7 protein-coding genes are annotated in these 20,110 nt (G+C 71.3%); all 7 read left to right on the top strand.

The genetic code is table 11. From position 1 onward, the window contains the following. Positions 1–27 precede the first annotated feature (27 nt). The 7 genes from OOB33_RS00360 (at position 28) to OOB33_RS00330 (ending at position 20,092) form a co-directional block, all read left to right on the top strand. Positions 28–1,098: an acyltransferase family protein gene (locus OOB33_RS00360; protein WP_271007213.1), complete on the top strand. Its 1,071-nt coding sequence runs from the start codon at positions 28–30 to the stop codon at positions 1,096–1,098. A 318-nt stretch (positions 1,099–1,416) separates the two neighbouring features. Further along, positions 1,417–1,629 (top strand): MbtH family protein, encoded by a 213-nt coding sequence (locus OOB33_RS00355; RefSeq protein ID WP_171829044.1) that lies wholly within the window; start codon positions 1,417–1,419, stop codon positions 1,627–1,629. Between the two features lie 103 nt (positions 1,630–1,732). Next, positions 1,733–2,881: an acyl-CoA dehydrogenase family protein gene (locus tag OOB33_RS00350; protein ID WP_271007212.1), complete on the top strand. Its 1,149-nt coding sequence runs from the start codon at positions 1,733–1,735 to the stop codon at positions 2,879–2,881. Positions 2,882–2,973: 92 nt separating this feature from the next. Further along, positions 2,974–4,134, top strand: coding sequence for a hypothetical protein (locus OOB33_RS00345; RefSeq protein WP_271007211.1), 1,161 nt, complete (start codon positions 2,974–2,976; stop codon positions 4,132–4,134). 65 nt (positions 4,135–4,199) lie between these two features. Further along, complete coding sequence (locus tag OOB33_RS00340) at positions 4,200–6,008, top strand: non-ribosomal peptide synthetase (RefSeq protein WP_271007210.1); 1,809 nt, start codon at positions 4,200–4,202, stop codon at positions 6,006–6,008. Next, a complete protein-coding gene (locus tag OOB33_RS00335) occupies positions 6,005–12,466 on the top strand; it encodes a non-ribosomal peptide synthetase (protein WP_271007209.1) in 6,462 nt (2,153 codons plus the stop codon). Before OOB33_RS00340 ends, OOB33_RS00335 begins: the two co-directional genes overlap by 4 nt. A gap of 27 nt (positions 12,467–12,493) precedes the next feature. Further along, positions 12,494–20,092, top strand: coding sequence for a non-ribosomal peptide synthetase/type I polyketide synthase (locus tag OOB33_RS00330; RefSeq protein WP_271007208.1), 7,599 nt, complete (start codon positions 12,494–12,496; stop codon positions 20,090–20,092). Positions 20,093–20,110 lie beyond the last annotated feature (18 nt).

Genomic DNA, 20,110 nt, shown 5'->3' with positions numbered 1-20,110 from the left:
TGAGTGTGATGGAAAGGGCGGGCCGCGATGAGCGCTAGCCAACGGTTTGCGTCGGTGGACGCTTTGCGAGGTCTGGCCGTGGCCGCCATGCTGCTGGTCAACAACCCCGGCGATTGGGGCCATGTCTACGCGCCTCTGGAACATTCGGCCTGGCATGGCTGCACGCCGACCGACCTGATCTTCCCCTTCTTCCTGTTCATCGTCGGCGTCTCGCTGGCCCTGGCCCTGGGGCCGCGGCTTGATGCGCAGGCGCCGGTCGCGCCCTTGCGCCGCACTGTGCTGGTCCGCGCGGCACGCATCCTGGCCCTGGGCATGGTGCTGCACCTGCTGGCCTGGTGGCTGATGGGCAAGCCCGAGCTGCGCATCCCAGGTGTGCTGCAGCGCATCGCGATCTGTTTTGCGCTCAGCGGCCTGGTGGTCCTGCATTTGCGCCGCTCGGCCCAGCAATGGGGCTTGCTGGCGCTGCTGCTGCTGGGCTACGGCCTGCTGCTGGCCTGGGGCGGCAGCCTCGACAAGGTCGGCAACATCGCCTCGCGGTGGGACGCCGCCTTGTTCGGCCGTTTCGGCTACGAGTGGAATGCGGCCACCGGCCTGGGCCACGATCCGGAAGGCCTGGTCAGCACCCTGGGCGCGCTGGCCACCAGCCTGCTGGGCCTGCAAGCCGGCCAGTACCTGCGCCGCGCCCAGTGGCAAAACCTCTGGCTGCTCGGTCTGGGCAGTGCCTGTCTGGGCCTGCTGGTGGCTGAATTCCAGCCGCTCAACAAGCAGCTCTGGACGCCGAGCTTTGTGCTCTGGACCGGCGGCCTCGGCGCCCTGGCCCTGGGCCTGGCTCATCGCCTGATCGACCAGGCCGGCTGGCCGGCCCTGGGTCGCAGCTTCGGTGTCAACGCCATCGCCGCGTATGCCGGCGCCTGGATGTGCACCGTCATCCTCGAAGGCTTCGGCCTGATGGCGCCGCTCTATGCCGGCGCCTTCGGCTGGATCGATCGCCTGGCCGGCCCTTTCAATGCCTCCCTGGCCTTTGCCATTGCTTTCGTCGCGGTGTGGGCGTTGATCGTGCGCTTGCTCGACAAGCGCGGCCTCCATTTCAAGGTCTGAACGGCGCCGGCGCGCAGCACGCGCCCGACGCCGGAACGGCGCTTGTTCATCGCCCGGATCTGCCCGCTTGATTGCTGACGCGCTGCTTCAGCGGCTTTGGTGTGGCCCGATTCCGAGGGGCGGGCTGCCATGGCGCGCCCTCATGTTCGACGCATGCAAACCGTTAGTGGCTCTCAACTGGTATTTTCTATGCCGCCTAAGTAGAAAGCCACTTGACTACCAATAAAAGACCAATCAGCATTGCGGCATGCAGTAAAGAAACCCTCGGACGCAGTACCAAAGAGGGTGCCACCGGTTCAATGACCCGCGGAGGAGACGATGTCTGACGCAGCTGAGGTGCAGTACGAAGTGGTAGTCAACGGCGAGGACCAGTACTCGATCTGGCCCGCCGATCGGCCTTTGCCCACAGGCTGGCAGGCGGTGGGCGTGCGTGGTCCCAAGGCCACCTGCCTGGCCCATATCGAGGCCGTCTGGGTCGATATGCGGCCGCGCTCGCTGCGTCAGTTCATGGAGCAGCAAGCCGCCCAGTGAGGTGGCCAAGAGGGGCCGGCGCCGCACAGACGGCGCGGGCTGGGTTGGGCAGGAGCGATCTCGCGCCCTTGGGGTGCAGCGCTTTCCTTGGCGGGGCTGTGAGATGTTTCCACTGGAATCACCGTGGCTGGACGCGGAGTTGCTGAGCTATCGGGACAGCGTGCGCCGCTTTGTCCGCGAGCAGCTCGAGCCGCAGCAGCCGCGTTGGCATGCCCAGGGGCATGTCGATCGCGAAGCCTGGCTGGCCGCCGGGCAGCTGGGCTGCCTGCTGGCCGATGTGCCGGAAGGCTATGGCGGTGCCGGTGGAGATTTCCGCCATATGGCGGTGTTTTGGGCTGCTCTGGCCGAGGTCGGCGATACGGCTTTTGGTGCGCCCTTGCAGGCCGTCGTGGCCCGCTATCTGCTCCACCACGGCACTGAGGCGCAGCAGCAACGCCATCTGCCGGCGCTGGCGGCGGGCCGCAGCATTGCCGCCATTGCCATCACCGAGCCGGCGGCAGGCAGCGATCTGCAGGGCCTGAAGTGTCGCGCGGTGCCGCATGAGGGCGGCTATCGGATCAACGGCAGCAAGTGTTTTGTCTCCAACGGCCATCTGGCCGATCTCGTGCTGCTGGCCGTGCGGACCGATGAGCGGCCGGGGCCGAAGTCGCTGTCGCTGATGCTGGTCGAAACGGCCGGGCTGCGCGGCTTCGAGCGTGGGCCGATCGAGCCGCTGCTGGGCCGCCCGGGGCATGACTGCTGCGAACTGTTCTTCAACGAGGTCTGGCTGCCGGCCGAGGCGCTGCTCGGCGGCGAGGCGGGCAAAGGCCTGGCCCAGTTGCGCCGCCAGCTGGGCTATGAGCGCGCCATGCTCGGCGTGATGGCGCAGGCCAGCATGGAACGAGCGCTGGCGCTGACGCTGGAGCACAGCCGCAGCCGACGGATCTATGGCCAGCCGCTGTTCGACTTGCAGCACACCCGCTTCACGCTGGCCGAGGTGCAGGCCCATGTCGTGATGGGCCGCCTGCTGGTCGACCACTGCATTGCTGCGCAACTGGAAGGCCGGCTCGACGAAGCGACCGCAGCGCTGGCCAAGTGGCGGCTCAGCGAGATGCAGGGCGAGGTGATGGATCGCTGTCTGCAGCTGTTTGGCGGCGCTGGTTATGCGCGCGAACACCCGATGGCCAGGCTCTATGCCGATGCGCGCGTGCAGCGCATCTATGGTGGTGCGAATGAACTGATGAAGGAAGTGGTCGCCTACGCCCTGCCGTGACGCGGGCGAGCGAGATTGATTGATTGAGAAACGCAGTCAGGTGAGGAAGCCGGCCAGTCGAGCGGTGCCCAGCATCTTTTGAGGAGTTGAGCATGAACGAAGCCCTTGGGGCGGCGCTGCAGGCGGGCGACATCATGTGCCGTGCCGAGGCCCTGGTGCCCATGCTGCGCGAGCGCAGCGTTGAGATCGACGAGGCCCGCGCGCTGCCGGCCGAGGTGGTGGACGCGCTGCGCAACAGCGGCGCCTTCCGCATGCTGATGCCGCGCGCCTGGGGCGGGCCGGAGATGACGCCGATGGCGATCAACGATGTGCTCGAAGTGCTGGCCAGCGGCAATGCCTCGGCCGCCTGGTGCGCGATGATTCAGATGGACGGGGGGCTCTACAGCGGCATGCTCGATGCGCAGGTGCGGCGCGAGCTGTTTCCCTCGCTGGACCTGGCCACCTCCAATGTGCTGCGCATCAGCGGCTATGCGCAGGTGGTCGAGGGCGGCTTCATCGTTGACGGGCGCTGGGCCTATGCCAGCGGTTGCGGCCATAGCGACTGGTTTGCCGGTGGCGTGATGCTGCATGAGGGGGATTGCGACAAGCCCCTGCTCGACGCGCAGGGCCGGCCGCGCCACTGCATGCTGCTGATGGCGCCGCGCTCGCTGAACCGGCTGGACACCTGGCAGACGCTGGGCCTGCGCGGCACCGGCAGCCATGACCTTGAAGCCGTACAGCTCTTTGTGCCCGAGGCCCATGCCTTCTCGCTTGATGCGCCGGGGCACGAGGGCGCCATCTACCGCTGGCCGGCGGTCCTGTGCGGCAAGATGCCCGGCGTGCCGCTGGGCATCGCCCGCGCCGCGCTGCAGGAAGCCCGCGCGATGATGAGCCAGCGCCAGGACTTGCCCCCGATCTGGGCGCTGGCCCTGGCCGAGGCGCACACCGCCTATCACGGCGCGCGCGCCCATGTGCGCCAGTCGCTGCAGGCGATCTGGGACCGGCTGCAGGCCGGCGAGGCGCCCAGCACCGAGGAGCGGGTCGACGTCTTCCTGGCCCGCAGCGAGGCCTTTCACCGCGCACGCCATGCGGTCGAGGTGCTGTTCGATGCCCTCGGCGGCGGCGCAATCTACTGCGAGCGCAGCTCGCTGGAGCGCCATTTGCGTGATCTGAACACCGCCTGCCAGCACATCATGGCCCAGCGCCAGGGCCAGCTGCCAGCGGCGCAGCTGCTGCTCGGCCGCGAAGACGCCGCCCAGTTCGCCTTTCTCTGAACCCTGACCGGCTGCCGGTCCACCGCCCCTGCGGTGGCCGAGCGGCAGCCTGCGCGGAGCGCTAGATGCCGATGACTGATGCCTTGCCGGAAACGGCAAACACCTGGACCGAACTGTGGCTGGCCCAGTGCGAGCGTGACCCTGCTGCGCCGGCGCTGCTCAGCGCCGTGCCCGGCCAAATGGGCTTGTGGAGCCGGCGCGAGCTGGAGCAGCGCATCGAGGCCTGGGCCAGGCGCTTGCGCGAGTGCGGCATCGGTGCTGGCGACAGCGTGGCGGTGCTGCTGCCCCGCGGCCCGGCGCTGGTCTCGGCCTGGCTGAGCCTACAGCGCCTGGGTGCGGCCTTTGTACCGCTCGATCCCGCCTACCCGGCCGCACGCCAGCAGCTGATCCTCAATGACGCCGCGGTCGTGGCCCTGCTCAGCGATGCCGAGCAGGCCGAGCTGCTGCCGCCTGGCGTGGCCTGCATCGACGTCAGCGCCTGGGGTGAGGGCCTGCCCGCGGGTGAAAGTGCGGCAGCGGTGCTCACCCACCCCGAGCAGTTGGCCTACCGGCTCTACACCTCGGGCTCGACCGGGCGGCCCAAGGGTGTGCTGGTCGGCCAGCGCGGTCTGGCGACGCTGGTGCGCGCGCAGGCCGAGGCCTTTGATCTCGGCCCCGGGGACCGCGTGCTGCAGTTCGCCAGCCCCGGCTTTGATGCCGCCGTCGCCGAAACCTTGGTCAGCCTGGGCGCCGGGGCGACACTGGTGCTGGCGCCGCAGGCCGAGCTGATGCCCGGCGAGGCCCTGGCGCGCACGGCTCAGCACCTGGCCATCACCGCGATGACCTTGCCGCCATCGGCCTTGGCGGTGATGCCCGCCGACAGTCTGGCGACCGTGCGCAGCCTGGTCCTTGCCGGCGAGGCCTGCCCGGCGCAGCTGGTGGCGCGCTGGTCGATCGGACGGCGCATGGTCAATGCCTATGGGCCGACCGAGGCCACCGTCTGCGCCAGCGTCAGCGCCCCCTTGAGCGGGGCGCTGACGCCGCCGATTGGCTACCTGTTGCCCGGCTTCGAGGCGCTGCTGCTCGACGCAGAGGGGCAGGTCTTGCCTGGTGCTGAAAGCGGCGTCAGCGGCGCCAGCGGCGAGCTTTGCCTGGGTGGGCCCGCTCTGGCCTGGGGTTATGCCGGCTTGCCGGGCTTGACGGCCGAGCGCTTCGTGCCGCATCCGAGCGGCCGCGGTGGCGAGCGCCTCTATCGCACCGGCGATCGGGTGCGTCGCCGCGACGACGGGCAGTTCGAGTTCCTCGGCCGCGTCGACGAGCAGATCAAGCTGCGCGGCTTCCGCATCGAGCCCGGCGAGATCGAGGCGCTGCTGGGCGCTGAGGCGGGCGTGGCCGCTGTCAAGGTCTGCCTGCGCCAGTTGAACGAGACGCAGCAGGCGCTGGTCGCCTATGTCCATGCGCACGACGGGGCCTCGCTCGATCGCCAGGCATTGCGCCGGGCGCTGCAGGCGCGGCTGCCGGCGCATATGGTGCCCTCGCATCTGGTGCTGCTCGATCCGTGGCCGGCCAACAGCCATGGCAAGCTCGACACCCAGGCGCTGCCGCTGCCGTGTGCGGCCGACAGCTGGGCCGGCCAGGAGGCGGCGGACGACAGCCTGCCGCGGGATGAACGCGAGAACGCGCTGGCGGCCGTCTTTGCCGAGGTGCTGGGCCTGGCCGAGGTGCCTTGCAATGCCAGCTTCTTCGACCTGGGCGGCCATTCGCTCAGCGCCACGCGGCTGCTGAGCCGGCTGCGCGCGCGCTGGCCATCCAGCGCCGATCTGGACCTCGAACAGCTCTTCGATGCGCCCAGCGTCCGCGAACTGGCGCTCTTGTTGGCCGGGGCTTCGCGATGACTCTGCAGCAGCGCCCGGCCCTGTCCGCCGCCCAGCGGCGGCTGTGGTTCATCGATCGGCTGATGGGCCCACAGCCGGCCTACCACATCGTGCTGGCCCTGGATCTGCACGGACAGCTGAACGTCAGGGCGCTGCAGCAGGCGCTGGAGGATGTGGTCGAGCGCCACGAGGCGCTGCGCACCGTCTTTCCCGACGAGCAGGGTGAGCCCTGGCAGCGCGTGCTGCCGGCCGGCCCGGGCCTGCCGCCGCTGCGCCATGCCTGCCTGGCTGCGGGTGTCAGCGAAGCACAGCTGGAACAGCAGCTCGCCGATGAGGCCGATCAGGCCTTTGACCTCGTGCATCAAGGCCCGCTGCGCGCGCTGTGCCTGCGCCTCAGCGCCAGCCACCATGTGCTGCAGCTGGTGCTGCACCATATCGCCGGCGATGGCTGGTCCATCGTGCCGCTGGCCGAAGATCTTGGCCAGGCTTATGCGGCGCGCTGCACAGGCCAGGCGCCGGCCTGGTCGCCCTTGCCGCTGCAATACATCGAGTTCAGCCAGCAGCAGGCCCGTCAATTGGGCGACGCGGCCGATCCTGACAGCCTGCAGGCGCGGCAGCGCGCCTACTGGGTCGAGCGCCTGCAGGGCGCGGTGCCCCTGTGCAGCCTGCCCACCGACCGGCCGCGGCCGGCACAGACCAGCCATCGCGGCGCGACGCTGCGCTTTCAGGTCCCGGCGCCGCTGCTGGCTGGCTTGATGGCGCTGGCGCGGGCCGAGCGCGCGACGCTGTTCATGGTCCTGCAAACGGCCATGGCCCTGCTGCTGAACCGCCAGGGCGCAGGCGAAGACATCGTCGTCGGCAGCCCGATTGCCGGCCGCGAGGATGAGTCGCTCTACGGCCTGGTTGGCTTCTTCGCCAACACCTGGGTGCTGCGCAGCCACTGCCGCAGCGAAGACAGCCTGCTGGCCCTGCTGCGCCAGGTGCGCCAGCGTTGCCTGGAGGCCTACCGCCATCAGTCCCTGCCTTTTGACCGCCTGGTCGAGGCGCTGCGGCCCGAGCGCAGCCTGGCGCAGCACCCGCTGTTCCAGGTCATGCTGGTGCTGCAGAACAACGAGACGCCGGGCTTTCACCTCGACGGCCTGCAGGCGCGCCAGCGCGCCATCGCCCATCGCGGCGCCAAGTTCGATCTCAGCATCAATTTGTTCGAGACCCGTGCCTCGCGCGAGCAGGGCCTGGCAGCCGAAATCGAGTACGCCACCGACTTGTATGACGAGGCGAGCGTGCAGGGCTTTGCGCGCCGCTTCATCCATGTGCTGGAACAGCTGGTGCGCGACCCGCAGGCACCGGTGGGCGGCGGCTGGTGGCTGCTGCCGGGCGAGCGCGAGGCGCTGCTGCGCCAGCCGCCTGTCGAGCCTTTTGCACAAGCCTTCGATCAACGCCCGCTGCACGAGCAGCTGCTGGACCTGGCCACGCGCCACGCCAGCCGGCCGGCACTGCTGGATGAGACCCAGCAGCTCAGCTACGCCGAACTGGCCGAAGCGCTGCGCCGCCAGGCCATGGTGCTGCGCCGCTGGGGTGTGGGGCGCGGTGTCGTCGTTGGCTTGCACCTGAACCGCGGCGTGGCCACGGCGGTCGCGCAGCTGGCCGTGCTGGCCGCCGGTGGCGCCTTCCTGCCGCTGGACCCGGCCTATCCGGCCGCGCGGCTGGCCTTCATGTTGGAAGACGCCCGGCCCCTGCTGGTGCTCAGCGAACACGAGGCGCCCCCGCAAGACCTGAGCCCGCAGCCGGGCTGGCGCTCGCTGGCCGCGCTGCATGCCGAAGCAGAAGCCATCGAGCCTGAGCCGCTGCCCGCGGTGCAAGGCGCCGACCTGGCCTATGTGATCTACACCTCCGGCTCGACCGGCCAGCCCAAGGGCGTGCTGCTGGGCCATCGCGGCCTCAGCCACCTGACTCACGCGCAGGGCCGGCTGTTCGACATCCAGCCGGGCCAGCGGGTGCTGCAATTCGCCTCGCTGAACTTCGACGCCTCGGTGTCCGAGCTGGCCACCACGCTGGCCGCCGGGGCGCTCTTGTGCATCCCGCCGCGCGAGGCGTTGATGCCCGGCCCGGCGCTGCAAGCCACGCTGCAGGACTGGGCCATCGAGGTGGCCACGCTGCCGCCGGTGGCACTGAATCTGCTGGACGCCGAGACGCTGCCCGAGCTGCGCCTGTTGATCACCGCCGGTGAAGCCTGCCCGGCGGCGCTGGCGGCACGCTGGCTGCCGGGCCGGCGCCTGCTCAATGCCTACGGCCCGACCGAGCTGACCGTCTGCGCCACGGCCCAAACGCTGCAAGCCGAACAGCTGGAACAAGGCGTGGTGCCGATTGGCCAGCCGATCGCCAATGCGCGCGCCTATGTGCTGGACGAGCAGGGCGAACCGGTGCCAGCCGGCGTGACCGGTGAACTCTGGCTCGGCGGCGAAGGCCTGGCCTGGGGTTACCTCGGCCGAGCCGGCATGACGGCCGAGCGCTTTGTGCCGGACGCCTTGAGCGGCCAGGCCGGGGCGCGGCTGTACCGCTCCGGCGATCTGGCGCGCTGGCGGCGCGATGGCACGCTGGAATTCCTCGGCCGCAGCGACGACCAGCTCAAGCTGCGCGGCATCCGCGTCGAGCTCGGCGAGGTGCAGGGCGCGCTGGCGGCGCTGCCGGGCGTGCAGGCGGCGGCGGTGCTGGTGCAGCGCAGTGCACAGCAGCCGGAGCTGGTCGGCGTGCTGGTCGCCCCGGGGCAGACGGCCATGCAGCTGCGCCAGGCGCTGGCCCAGCGGCTGCCGGAGCACCTGTTGCCGGGGCGGCTGCTGCTGCTGGAGGCCTTGCCGCAGACGGCCAATGGCAAGGTCGACAAGGCCGCGCTCGAGCGGCTGCTGGCCGAGCGGCCGCGCGAGGATGCGGCGGCCTACGAGGCGCCGCAAACCGAGCTGCAGCAACAACTGGCGCAGCTGTGGCAGCAGCTCTTGGGCTGCGAGCGGGTCGGGCTCAACGACCACTTCTTCCTGCTCGGCGGGCATTCGCTGCTGGCCGCCCAGGTGATGGCGCGGGCGCAGACCCAGCTGGGCGTGGCGCTGCCGCTGAAGACGCTGTTCGAGGCGCCGGTGCTGGCGCAGCTGGCCGCGCGCTTCGAGCAGGCGCTGGCCGGTGAGCCGGGCACCGCAGCACTTGAAATGGCGCAGTTTCTCGATGCCGATCCTGCTGCTGCGCCGCAGCTCTCGCGGGCCCAGCAGCGCCTCTGGGTGCTGGACCAGCTGCAGCCCGGCGCGGCCGACTATGTGCTGCCCACGGCGCGCTGGCTGCAGCTCGATGGCGAGCTCTGGCCCAGCGCCAGCAGCCTGGCGGCGGCGCTCGGTCAGCTGCTGCAGCGCCACCAGGTGCTGCGCACCGCGCTGGCCGCCGATGCGCAGGGCCGGCCGCAGGCCTTGCCGCTGGAGGCGGCCGTTGATGTGCGCTGGCAGAGGGTGCCGGCGGCTGCACTCGATGAGGCCCTGCAGCATGCCTTGCTGCAGCCCTTTGATCTGGCCCGAGGCCCCTTGCTGCGCGCCCAGGTCTGGCAAACCGGCGCGCAGGAGGCGCTGCTACTGATCGAGCTGCACCATGCGGTCGCCGATGGCTGGTCGGTGCCGCTGCTGTGGAACGAACTGGGCGAGTTGTGGAAGGCTGCGGCGACGGGCCTTGCCGTGCTGGATGGCTGCCTGGCGCCGCTGCCGCTGCAATTCCATCACTGGGCACGCGCCGAGCAGCGCTGGCTGGACAGCCCGGCGGCCGAGGCACAGCGACTCTACTGGCAACAGGCCCTGGCCGGTGCGCCGGCCGCTGCCGAGCTGCCGCTGGACCGGCCGCGCAGCGCCACCCTGGCGCCGGCCGGGGCCTGGCAGCGTTTCGAGCTGGGCGCGCCGCAGGCGCAGGCCTGGGCCGACTGGAGCCGTGCGCAAGGCCTGACCCCCTTCATGGCCTGGCTGGCCCTGCTGCAGCTGTGGCTGGTGCGGCTCACCGGTCAGGCCGAGGTCTGCGTCGGCGCGCCGGTCTCGCACCGGCCGGACCAGCGTCTGGAAGGTCTGATCGGTTTTTTCGTCAACACCGTGGTGCTGCGTGGCCGACCGCAGCTCGACGGCCCGCTGAGCGATTGGCTGCGGCAGGTGCGCGAGCAGGTGCTGGCCGCCCTGGCCCATCAGGACCTGCCTTTTGATGCCGTCGTCGAGGCGCTGCAGCCGCGGCGCGAGCCGGGGCGCACGCCGCTGTTCGAGGTCATGCTGGTGATGAACCCGGGCCAGGGTGATGCCGGTGACTGGGGGCCTGGCCTGCGCACTCGCGCGGCCGAGCTGCCGGCCGCGGTCAGCAAGTTCGACCTCAGCCTGCTCGTGCAGCCGCAATCCGACGGCCGCATCGCACTGGCCTTTGAATACCGCACGGCGCTCTTCGATGCCGCCAGCGTGGCGGCCTGGGCCGACTGCCTGCTGGCGCTGCAGCGGGCGATGATGAGCGCTGGCAGCGCGCGGCTGGCCGCGCTGCCCTTGCTCTCGACGGCGCAGCAGCAGGCCTTGCTGCAGCTCGGTGGCGGCGAGCCGCTGCCGGCCGTGCCGGCACAGGGCGTGCTGGGGCTGTACCGCCAGCAGGCGCTCCGCCAGCCCGAGGCCGACGCCCTGCTGCTGGGCCAGAGCAGGCTCAGCCATGGCGCGCTGCACCGCCAGGCGCTGGCGCTGGCGCGGCGGCTGCGCAGTCTTGGCGTCAGGCCTGGCGACCGGGTGGCCCTGTGTGCCAGCCGCTCGCTTGAGATGGGCATCGGCCTGATGGGCATCCTGCTGGCCGGCGCCGCTTATGTGCCGATCGACCCGCATTACCCGGCGGCGCGCCGTCAGTTCATGCTGGAGGACGCGCAGCCGCGGCTGTTGCTGAGCCGGGCGGCCTGGGCCAGCGAGACGCTGCTCTGGCTGGACCTGGCGCAAGACTGGGCCGCCTTGGCAAGCCAGGACGAGGGGCTGGCCTTGGGTTCGGACGACTGGGGCCCGAGCCATGTCGACCAGCTGGCCTACCTGATCTACACCTCGGGCTCGACCGGCCAGCCCAAGGGCGTGGCCGTGGCCCACCGCAGCCTCTGGGCCTCGACCGAGGCACGCTGGCGTTATTACGGGCCGCTGGGCCGCTATCTGCTGCTCTCGTCCTTTGCCTTCGACAGCTCGGTGGCGGCGCTGTTCGGCGTGCTGGGCGCCGGCGGCTGCCTGGTGATGCCTTCGGACGAGGCGCTGCAGGACCCGGCCGCGCTGGCCCGGCTGGTGCTGGCGCAGCGCGTCAACACACTGCTGTGCGTGCCCTCGCTGTGGCAGGAGATGCTGCTGGGCTGGCCCGCTGGGGGATGCGGCGAGTTGCAGCGCGTGATCCTGGCCGGCGAGGCCTGCCCGCCGGCGCTGCTGGCGCAGACCCGCGCGCGCTGGCCGGCGCTGCAGCTCTTCAATGAGTACGGGCCGACCGAGGCCAGCGTCTGGTCCAGCGTCTGGCAGATGCCGGCCGAGGCCGAGCTGGCCACGTCGGTACCGATCGGCCGGCCGATCGCCGGCGCCCGGCTCTATGTGCTCGACGAGCGTGGCGAGCTGCTGCCGCCCGGCGCCCAGGGCGAGCTGTGCATTGGTGGCCGCGGCGTCAGCCAGGGCTATGCCGGCCGGCCGGGCCTGAGCGCCGAGCGCTTTGGCGTTGACCCCTGGGGCGAGCCCGGCTCTCGGCTTTACCGCAGCGGCGACCGGGTGCGCTGGCGCCACGATGGGCAGCTCGAGTTCCTCGGCCGCTTCGACCATCAGCTGAAGCTGCGCGGCCTGCGCGTCGAACTCGGCGAGATCGAGGCGGCGCTGACGGCTCAGCCCGGCGTGCGCGAGGCGGTGGTGTTGGCGCGGGCCCTGGGCAGCGAGGCCGAGCCGCAGCTGATCGCCTACCTCGGCGCCGCCGGCACCGAGTCGGAGCACCCGCCTGTCAGCCAGACCCTGCGCGACGCGCTGCTGGAGCGCCTGCCCAGCTATATGGTGCCGGCGCACTGGGTCTGGGTCGAGCGCTGGCCGCTGACGCCTAACGGCAAGATTGACCGCGCTGCGCTGCCCGATCCGCAGCGCCAGCGCGTCACCGGCCTGGCCGCCCAGGGCGCCATCGAGCAGGCGCTGGCGCCGTTGTTTGCCGAGCTGCTGGGCCTGGCCCAGGTCGGCCGCGAGGACAACTTCTTCGAACTCGGCGGCAGCTCGCTGCTGGCCGTCAAGCTGCACCGCCGCATTGATGCGCTGTGGCCGCAGCGGCTGCAGGTCGTCGACCTGTTCCGCTGGCCCACGGTGCAAGGCCTGGCTCAGCAGCTGCAGGGCCGCAGCGCTGGCGATACGCCGACAGAGGGCACGGCTGATGCGGCCCGGCTGCGCGGCGAGGCCCGCCGCCAGCGCCTGCAACGTCCGCGCGCCGGCGAGCGCCCCGCCGCCTGACACGACATTCAGACAGGACTCCATCCCATGCATTCCCTCCCGCACGTCGAGAGCAACGACGATAGCAACGACGACAGCGATCCCGCGCTGAGCCTGGCCATCATCGGCATGGCCGGTCGCTTCCCGCAGGCCGAGGCGCTGGACGCCTTCTGGCAGCTGCTGATCGAGGGCCGCGAGGGCATAAGCCGCTTCAGCGTCGAGGAGCTGCGCCAGGCCGGCGTGCCCGAGGAGGAGTTCTCGCGGCCCGACTATGTGCCGGCCGGCGCGGTGATCGAGGACGTGGCCGGCTTTGATGCCGCCTTCTTTGCGATGAACCCGCGCGAGGCGGCCTGCACCGATCCGCAGCAGCGGCTCTTCCTCGAAGTGGCCTGGGCGGCGCTGGAGCATGCCGGGGTCGACCCGCAGCGCGAGCCGGGCCGTATCGGCATCTTTGCCGGCAGTTCGCGCAACCAGTACCTGGTCGATCATCTGCTGAGCCAGCCCGAGGCCCAGCTGCCTGGCGCGCTGCAGTTGGTGATGGGCAATGACAAGGACTACATCGCCGGTCGCAGCGCCTACAAGCTAGGCCTGACCGGGCCGGCCGTCAATGTGCAGTCGGCCTGTTCGACCTCGCTGGTCGCCGTGCACCTGGCGGCGCAAAGCGTGCTCAACGGCGAGTGCGAGCTGGCGCTGGCCGGCGCCGCCTCGCTGACCCGGTTGGGCACGCAGGGCTATGTCTTTACCGAGGGCGGCATCGCCTCGCCCGATGGCCATTGCCGGCCCTTCGATGCCTCGGCCCAGGGCACGGTGCCGGGCTGCGGCGTGGCCGCCGTGGTGTTGAAGCGGCTGGACCGGGCGCTGGCCGATGGTGATCTCGTCCACGCCGTCATCCGCGGCTCGGCCATCAACAACGATGGCCGCGACAAGAGCAGCTTCACCGCGCCCTCGGTGGCCGGGCAGGCGGCGGTGATTGCCGAGGCCCTGGCGGTGGCCGGTCTGGAGCCGCAGGACATCGACTTCATCGAGGCGCATGGCACCGCCACGGCGCTGGGCGATCCGATTGAGGTCACCGCGCTGCAGCAAGTCTATGGCGCGGCCGGCGTGCCGGCCGGCGCGGTGGTGCTCGGCTCGCTGAAATCGAACTTCGGCCATATGGACGCCTGCTCCGGTGTCGCTGGCCTGATCAAGACGGTGCTGGCCTTGCAGCACGCCGCGCTGCCGCCGACGCTGCACTACCAGCAGCCCAATCCAAATATCGACTTTGCCTCCAGCGCTTTCCGCGTCAGCGCTAGCGCCGAGCCCTGGCCCGCGCGTGGCCGGCCGCGGCGGGCAGCGGTCAGCAGCTTTGGCGTGGGCGGCACCAATGCGCATGTGGTGCTGGAGCAGGCGCCGGCTGCGGCGTACGACGCTGAAGCTACGGCCGGGGCTCAGCTGCTGGTCCTCAGCGCTCGCAGCCGCAGCGCGCTGCAGGCCCAGCAAGCGGCGCTGCTCGCGCACTGGAATGCTCATCCCGAGCTCGATGCCGGCGCGGTTGCGGCAACGCTGTGGCATGGCCGCCAGCAGCTGCGCTGGCGCGCGGCCCTGGCCTGCACGGATGCCGCCGATGCCCGCCAGCGCCTGGCCCAGCTGCTGCCCTCGCGTGAGGCGCCGGCACAGCGGCCAGCGCTGGTCTTCATGTTCCCTGGCCAGGGCGCCCAGCAACTGGGCATGGGCCGTGCGCTGGCCGCGCAGCTGCCGGCTTTTGCCGCCGAGCTGCAGGCCTGCCATGCGGTGCTGCAGCGGCTCGGCTGGGGCCATGATCTGCTGGCGCTGATCTGGGCCGAGGGCGCCGACAAGGCGCGTGCCGAACAGCTGCTGGCGCAAACCGAGCTGACCCAGCCGGCGCTGTTTGCGATCGAATGGTCGCTGGCCACGGTGCTGCGCCAGCTCGGCCTGGAGCCGGACGCGATGATTGGCCACAGCCTCGGCGAATGGGTGGCCGCCGCGCAGGCCGGCGTGTTCACGCGCGATCAGGCGCTGGAGGCGGTGATGTGGCGCGGGCGTCTGATGGCGGCGCAGCCCACCGGGCGCATGCTGGCCGTCGGTGTCGGCGAAGCGGCGGCCGAGGCGCTGTTGGGCCCGGGGCTGTGGCTGGCCGCCGTCAACGGACCGGCGCAATGCAGCCTGTCTGGCGAGGCGGCGGCGCTCGAGGCACTGGCCGCACGGCTGCAGGCCGAGGGCCTGGCCTGCCAGTGGCTGGCCACCTCGCACGCCTATCACAGCGGCCTGATGCAGGGCGCGCTGGCACCGTTTGGTGAGCTGCTGTCGCGCTGGCAGCTGAAAGCGCCGCAGCGGCCCTTTGTTTCCAATGTCAGCGGCGACTGGATACGCGCCGAAGATGCACAGTCGGTTGCCTACTGGCAGCAGCAGCTGCTGGCGCCGGTGCGCTTCCATGCCGGGCTGCAGACGGTGGCGGCGGGCGCGGCCCTGCTGCTGGAACTGGGCCCCGGCCGCGCGCTCAGCCGCATGGCCGGCGCCTGCTGGCCCGACGATGCCAGCCGCCTGGCGCTGCCGCTGCAGCCCAAGGCCGACATGCTGGGCACGGCGGAAGGCTGGCGCCAGTGGCTGGATGCCTGGGCGCAGGCCTGGACCTTTGGGCTGGCGCTGCCCGCCGCCCTGCAGCCGCGTGCGCAGCGCAAAGCGGTGCTGCCCAGCTACCCCTTCGAGCACCAGCCGCATTGGGTGCCGCCTTCGCGTTCGGCACCGGCCGGTGGCCGCCGCGCCGAGCTGCGCGACTGGTGCGGTCTGCCCAGCTGGCAGCGCCTGCCGGCCGGTCCGCGTGTTCAGCCGCAGGCCCAGTCACGGCGCTGGTATCTGGCCCGTGAGCAGGCGCAGGGCCAGCCCTGGCTGCCGCGTGCCGCCGGCTGGCGCTCAGTGCAGGCGCCGGGCCCGCAGTCCTCGGCCTGGTCGCATTGGCTGGAGGAATGGCGCGAGCAATGGCGCAGCGCGCCGGGCGCCGTGGTCTGCGCCTGGGGCCTGGCCGAGCCACTGACACCGCGGCAGGAATTCCTCTCGCTGCAGCAGTTGCTGCGCGGCCTGGCCGCCGATGTGCAGGCCCTGGATCTGGCTGAACCGCTGCCGGTGCAGCTGCTCTGCCGCGGCAGTGCGGCCGTGCTCGATGGCGAGGCGTTGCTGCCGGCGCGTGCCGTCTGGCGCGGCCTGGTCGGCACGGCGGCGGCCGAATGGCCGCAGCTGGCGCTGCAGCTGATTGATCTGGGCGCCGAAGCGCCGAGCGAGGCGCAGGCCGAGCGGCTGGGCCTGGCTTCCACGGCGGCTGCCGCGCTGGAGCCCTGGTGGCAGGCCTGGCGGGGCCAGAGCCGCTGGGTGGCCGCTGAGTTCAGTGGCAGCGTCGAGCAGTTGCCCACCGGGTTCTCGCTGCCGAGCGGCAGCCATGTGCTGATCAGCGGTGGCCTGGGCGGCATGGGCCTGACGTTTGCGCGCGCACTGGCCGGCAGCGTGGCCGATCTGCGCCTGACGCTGCTGGGCCGCAGCCCGCTGGAGCAGGGGCCGGCCGCGGTGGTCGCGCAGCGCCGCGAGGCCTTGCGCGAGCTGCAAGGGCTGGGCGCGCAGCTGCGCTATCTGGCGCTGGATGTGGCCGATGCGGCGGCACTGCAGGCGCTGGCGCAGGACTGCGCCCGCCCCGGCGCCTTCGGCGGGCCGGTGAACGCGATCCTGCATACCGCCGGTGTGGCCGGCGGCGCGCTGCTGGACCAGCTCGACGAAGCGGCGCTCGATGCCGTGTTCGCCCCCAAGGTGCAGGGCAGCCTGAATCTCTTGCAGGCCTTCGATGGCCCCGAGCTGGCGGTGATGCTGATGTGCAGCTCGCTGAGCCCCTGGGCGCCGGGGCTGGGCCAGGCGCATTACGCCGCGGCCAATGCCTTCCAGGCCGCGCTGGCGCAAGCCTGGCGTGGTGTGGCGCGGCTGGTGGCGGTGGACTGGTGCGCCTGGAGCGAGGTCGGCATGGCCGCCAGGATCAGCGGCTCGCTGGCCCAGGCCGGCGGCCACAACGAGATCCAGCCGGCCCAGGCCGCCCGACTGCTGCCGCTGCTGCTGGGCTCAAGCGAACCGCTGTGGATGGTGTCGCCGCAGCCGCTGGCCCTGGTGCAGCAGCAAACGGCCGTCTTCAATCGCGAGCTGCTGCAAGGCAAGCTGCCCGACGCCGAGCTGCAGGATCTTGCTGCCGATGAGGGCGTTTCGACGCTGCAACGCCGCGTGTCGGCGCTGTGGCAGCAGCTGCTCGGTGTGGCGGCACCCGCATCGGACGCCGACTTCTTTGCCCTCGGCGGCCATTCGCTGCTGGCCACGCAGTTACTGGCCCAGCTGCGCCGCCAGCTGCAGCTGGAGCTGCCGCAGAACTTTGTCTTCGAGCATCCCGGCTTTGCGTCGATGTGCGCGGCGCTGGAGGCGCTGCAGCTTGCGGGCGCCGAGGCACCTGCAGAAGCGGCGACCGAAGCGTCGCCAAGCCTGCCGAGCGATGAGCATCCGGCCTCTTTTGCCCAGCAGCGCATGTGGATGCTGGAGCAGATGGCGCAGGGCGCGCCGCTGTACCACATGCCCTCGGCCTGGTGGCTGGATGGTGGTGTGGATGAGCAGGCGCTGGAGCAGGCCTTGCAGCAGCTGTTGGCTCGCCACGAGGTGCTGCGCAGCGGCCTGCATTGGAGCGAGACCGGCTTGGTGCAGCGCGTGCTGCCGCCGCCGGCACGTCTGCTGCACGCCGAGGCCTTCGAGGGCGAGGCCGAGGCAGCGCTGGCTCAGGCGCGGCAGTGGATTGCTGAGCCTTTTGCGCTGCAGCAGGGGCAGATGATCAAGGCGCGGCTGTGGCGCTGGGCCGATGGCCGCGCGCTGTTCGTGATCTGCCAGCACCACATCGCGTCCGACGGCTGGTCCACCGGCATCCTGCTGCGCGAGCTGCAGCAGGCCTATCGCGCCGCCCTTGCTGGACAAAGCCCCGCGTGGCCGGCGCTGCCCATGCAGTACCGCGACTACGCGAGGGCGCAGCGCGAGCTGCTGCGCGGCCCGCGGCTGGAGCGCCAACTGGCCCATTGGCGCGAGCGCCTGGCCGACGCGCCGCTGCTGAGCAGCTGGCCGGCCGACCGGGCCCGGCCGCCGCTGCCGTCCAGCACCGGCGGCGTGCTGCAGTTCGAGCTGAGCGCCTCGCTGTGCCAGGGCCTGCAAGGGCTGGCGCAGGCGCATCAGGCCACGCTGTTCATGACGCTGATGTGCGCCCATATGCTGATGCTGGCGCGGCTCAGCGGCCAGGATGAGGTGTGCGTCGGCACGCCGGTGGCCGGCCGCCAGCAGGAGGGCTGGGAGCCGCTGGTGGGCTTCTTTGTCAACACGCTGGTGCTGCGGGCTCGTTTCCCCGCCGAGCAGACGCTGAGCCAGGCCTTGTCGGCGGTGCGTCAGGTCGCGCTGGATGCGTTTGCGCACCAGGACGTGCCGTTTGAGCAGGTGGTGGAGCAGCTGCAGCTGCCGCGCGACAGCAGCCGCACGCCGCTGTTCCAGACCCTGCTGACGCTGCAGGCCGGCAACACCCAGGCGCTGGACCTGGCCGGGCTGAGCAGCCGTGCCGAAGCGCTGCATCCGGGCGGCTCGCAGTTCGATGTCTCGCTGAGCCTGACACCGCTGCAGCAGGGCCTCGGCGTCAGCATCGAGTACCGCCGCGATCTCTTCGATGCCGAGACGGTGCAGCGCCAGGCCGCCCGCTTTGTCCACGTGCTGGAACAGCTGGTGCGCGACCCGCAGGCACCGGTGGGCGGTGGCTGGTGGCTGCTGCCGGGCGAGCGCGAGGCGCTGCTGCGCCAGTCGCCTGTCGAGCCTTTTGCACAAGCCTTCGATCAACGCCCACTGCACGAGCAGCTGCTGGCCCTGGCCACGCGCCACGCCAGCCGGCCGGCACTGCTGGATGAGACCCAGCAGCTCAGCTACGCCGAACTGGCCGAAGCGCTGCGCCGCCAGGCCATGGTGCTGCGCCGCTGGGGTGTGGGGCGCGGTGTCGTCGTTGGCTTGCACCTGAACCGCGGCGTGGCCACGGCGGTCGCGCAGCTGGCCGTGCTGGCCGCCGGCGGCGCCTTCCTGCCGCTGGACCCGGCCTATCCGGCCGCGCGGCTGGCCTTCATGCTGGAAGACGCCCGGCCCCTGCTGGTGCTCAGCGAACACGAGGCACCCCCGCAAGACCTGACCCCGCTGCCGGGCTGGCGCTCGCTGGCCGAGCTGCATGCTGAAGCAGAAGCCATCGAGCCTGAGCCGCTGCCCGCGGTGCAAGGCGCCGACCTGGCCTATGTGATCTACACCTCCGGCTCGACCGGCCAGCCCAAGGGCGTGCTGCTGGGCCATCGCGGCCTCAGCCACCTGACCCACGCCCAGGGTCGGCTGTTCGACATCCAGCCGGGCCAGCGGGTGCTGCAATTCGCCTCGCTGAACTTCGACGCCTCGGTGTCCGAGCTGGCCACCACGCTGGCCGCCGGGGCGCTCTTGTGCATCCCGCCGCGCGAGGCGTTGATGCCCGGCCCGGCGCTGCAAGCCACGCTGCAGGACTGGGCCATCGAGGTGGCCACGCTGCCGCCGGTGGCACTGAATCTGCTGGACGCCGAGACGCTGCCCGAGCTGCGCCTGTTGATCACCGCCGGTGAAGCCTGCCCGGCGGCGCTGGCGGCACGCTGGCTGCCGGGCCGGCGCCTGCTCAATGCCTACGGCCCGACCGAGCTGACCGTCTGCGCCACGGCCCAAACGCTGCAAGCCGAACAGCTGGAACAAGGCGTGGTGCCGATTGGCCAGCCGATCGCCAATGCGCGCGCCTATGTGCTGGACGAGCAGGGCGAACCGGTGCCAGCCGGCGTGACCGGTGAACTCTGGCTCGGCGGCGAAGGCCTGGCCTGGGGTTACCTCGGCCGAGCCGGCATGACGGCCGAGCGCTTTGTGCCGGACGCCTTGAGCGGCCAGGCCGGGGCGCGGCTGTACCGCTCCGGCGATCTGGCGCGCTGGCGGCGCGATGGCACGCTGGAATTCCTCGGCCGCAGCGACGACCAGCTCAAGCTGCGCGGCATCCGCGTCGAGCTCGGCGAGGTGCAGGGCGCGCTGGCGGCGCTGCCGGGCGTGCAGGCGGCGGCGGTGCTGGTGCAGCGCAGTGCACAGCAGCCGGAGCTGGTCGGCGTGCTGGTCGCCCCGGGGCAGACGGCCATGCAGCTGCGCCAGGCGCTGGCCCAGCGGCTGCCGGAGCACCTGTTGCCGGGGCGGCTGCTGCTGCTGGAGGCCTTGCCGCAGACGGCCAATGGCAAGGTCGACAAGGCCGCGCTCGAGCGGCTGCTGGCCGAGCGGCCGCGCGAGGATGCGGCGGCCTACGAGGCGCCGCAAACCGAGCTGCAGCAACAACTGGCGCAGCTGTGGCAGCAGCTGCTGGGCTGCGAGCGGGTCGGGCTGAACGACCACTTCTTCCTGCTCGGCGGGCATTCGCTGCTGGCCACGCGTTTGACGGTGCAGCTGCGCGAGCAGCTGGGCTTGACGCTGTCGCTGCGTGATCTGTTCGAGACGCCGCTGCTGGCCGATCTGGCGGCGCGCTGCGAGGACTTGCAGCAAGCGGCTGCCGAGCTGGACGACATCGAGTATTGAGCCGCGCAAGCGGCATAG

This window comes from Paucibacter sp. B51 (genome assembly GCF_027863535.1).
Taxonomy (GTDB): Bacteria; Pseudomonadota; Gammaproteobacteria; order Burkholderiales; family Burkholderiaceae_C; genus Paucibacter_A; species Paucibacter_A aquatilis.
Note: the sequence above shows the minus strand (reverse complement) of the source record. Positions and strands in the feature narration are given on the sequence as shown.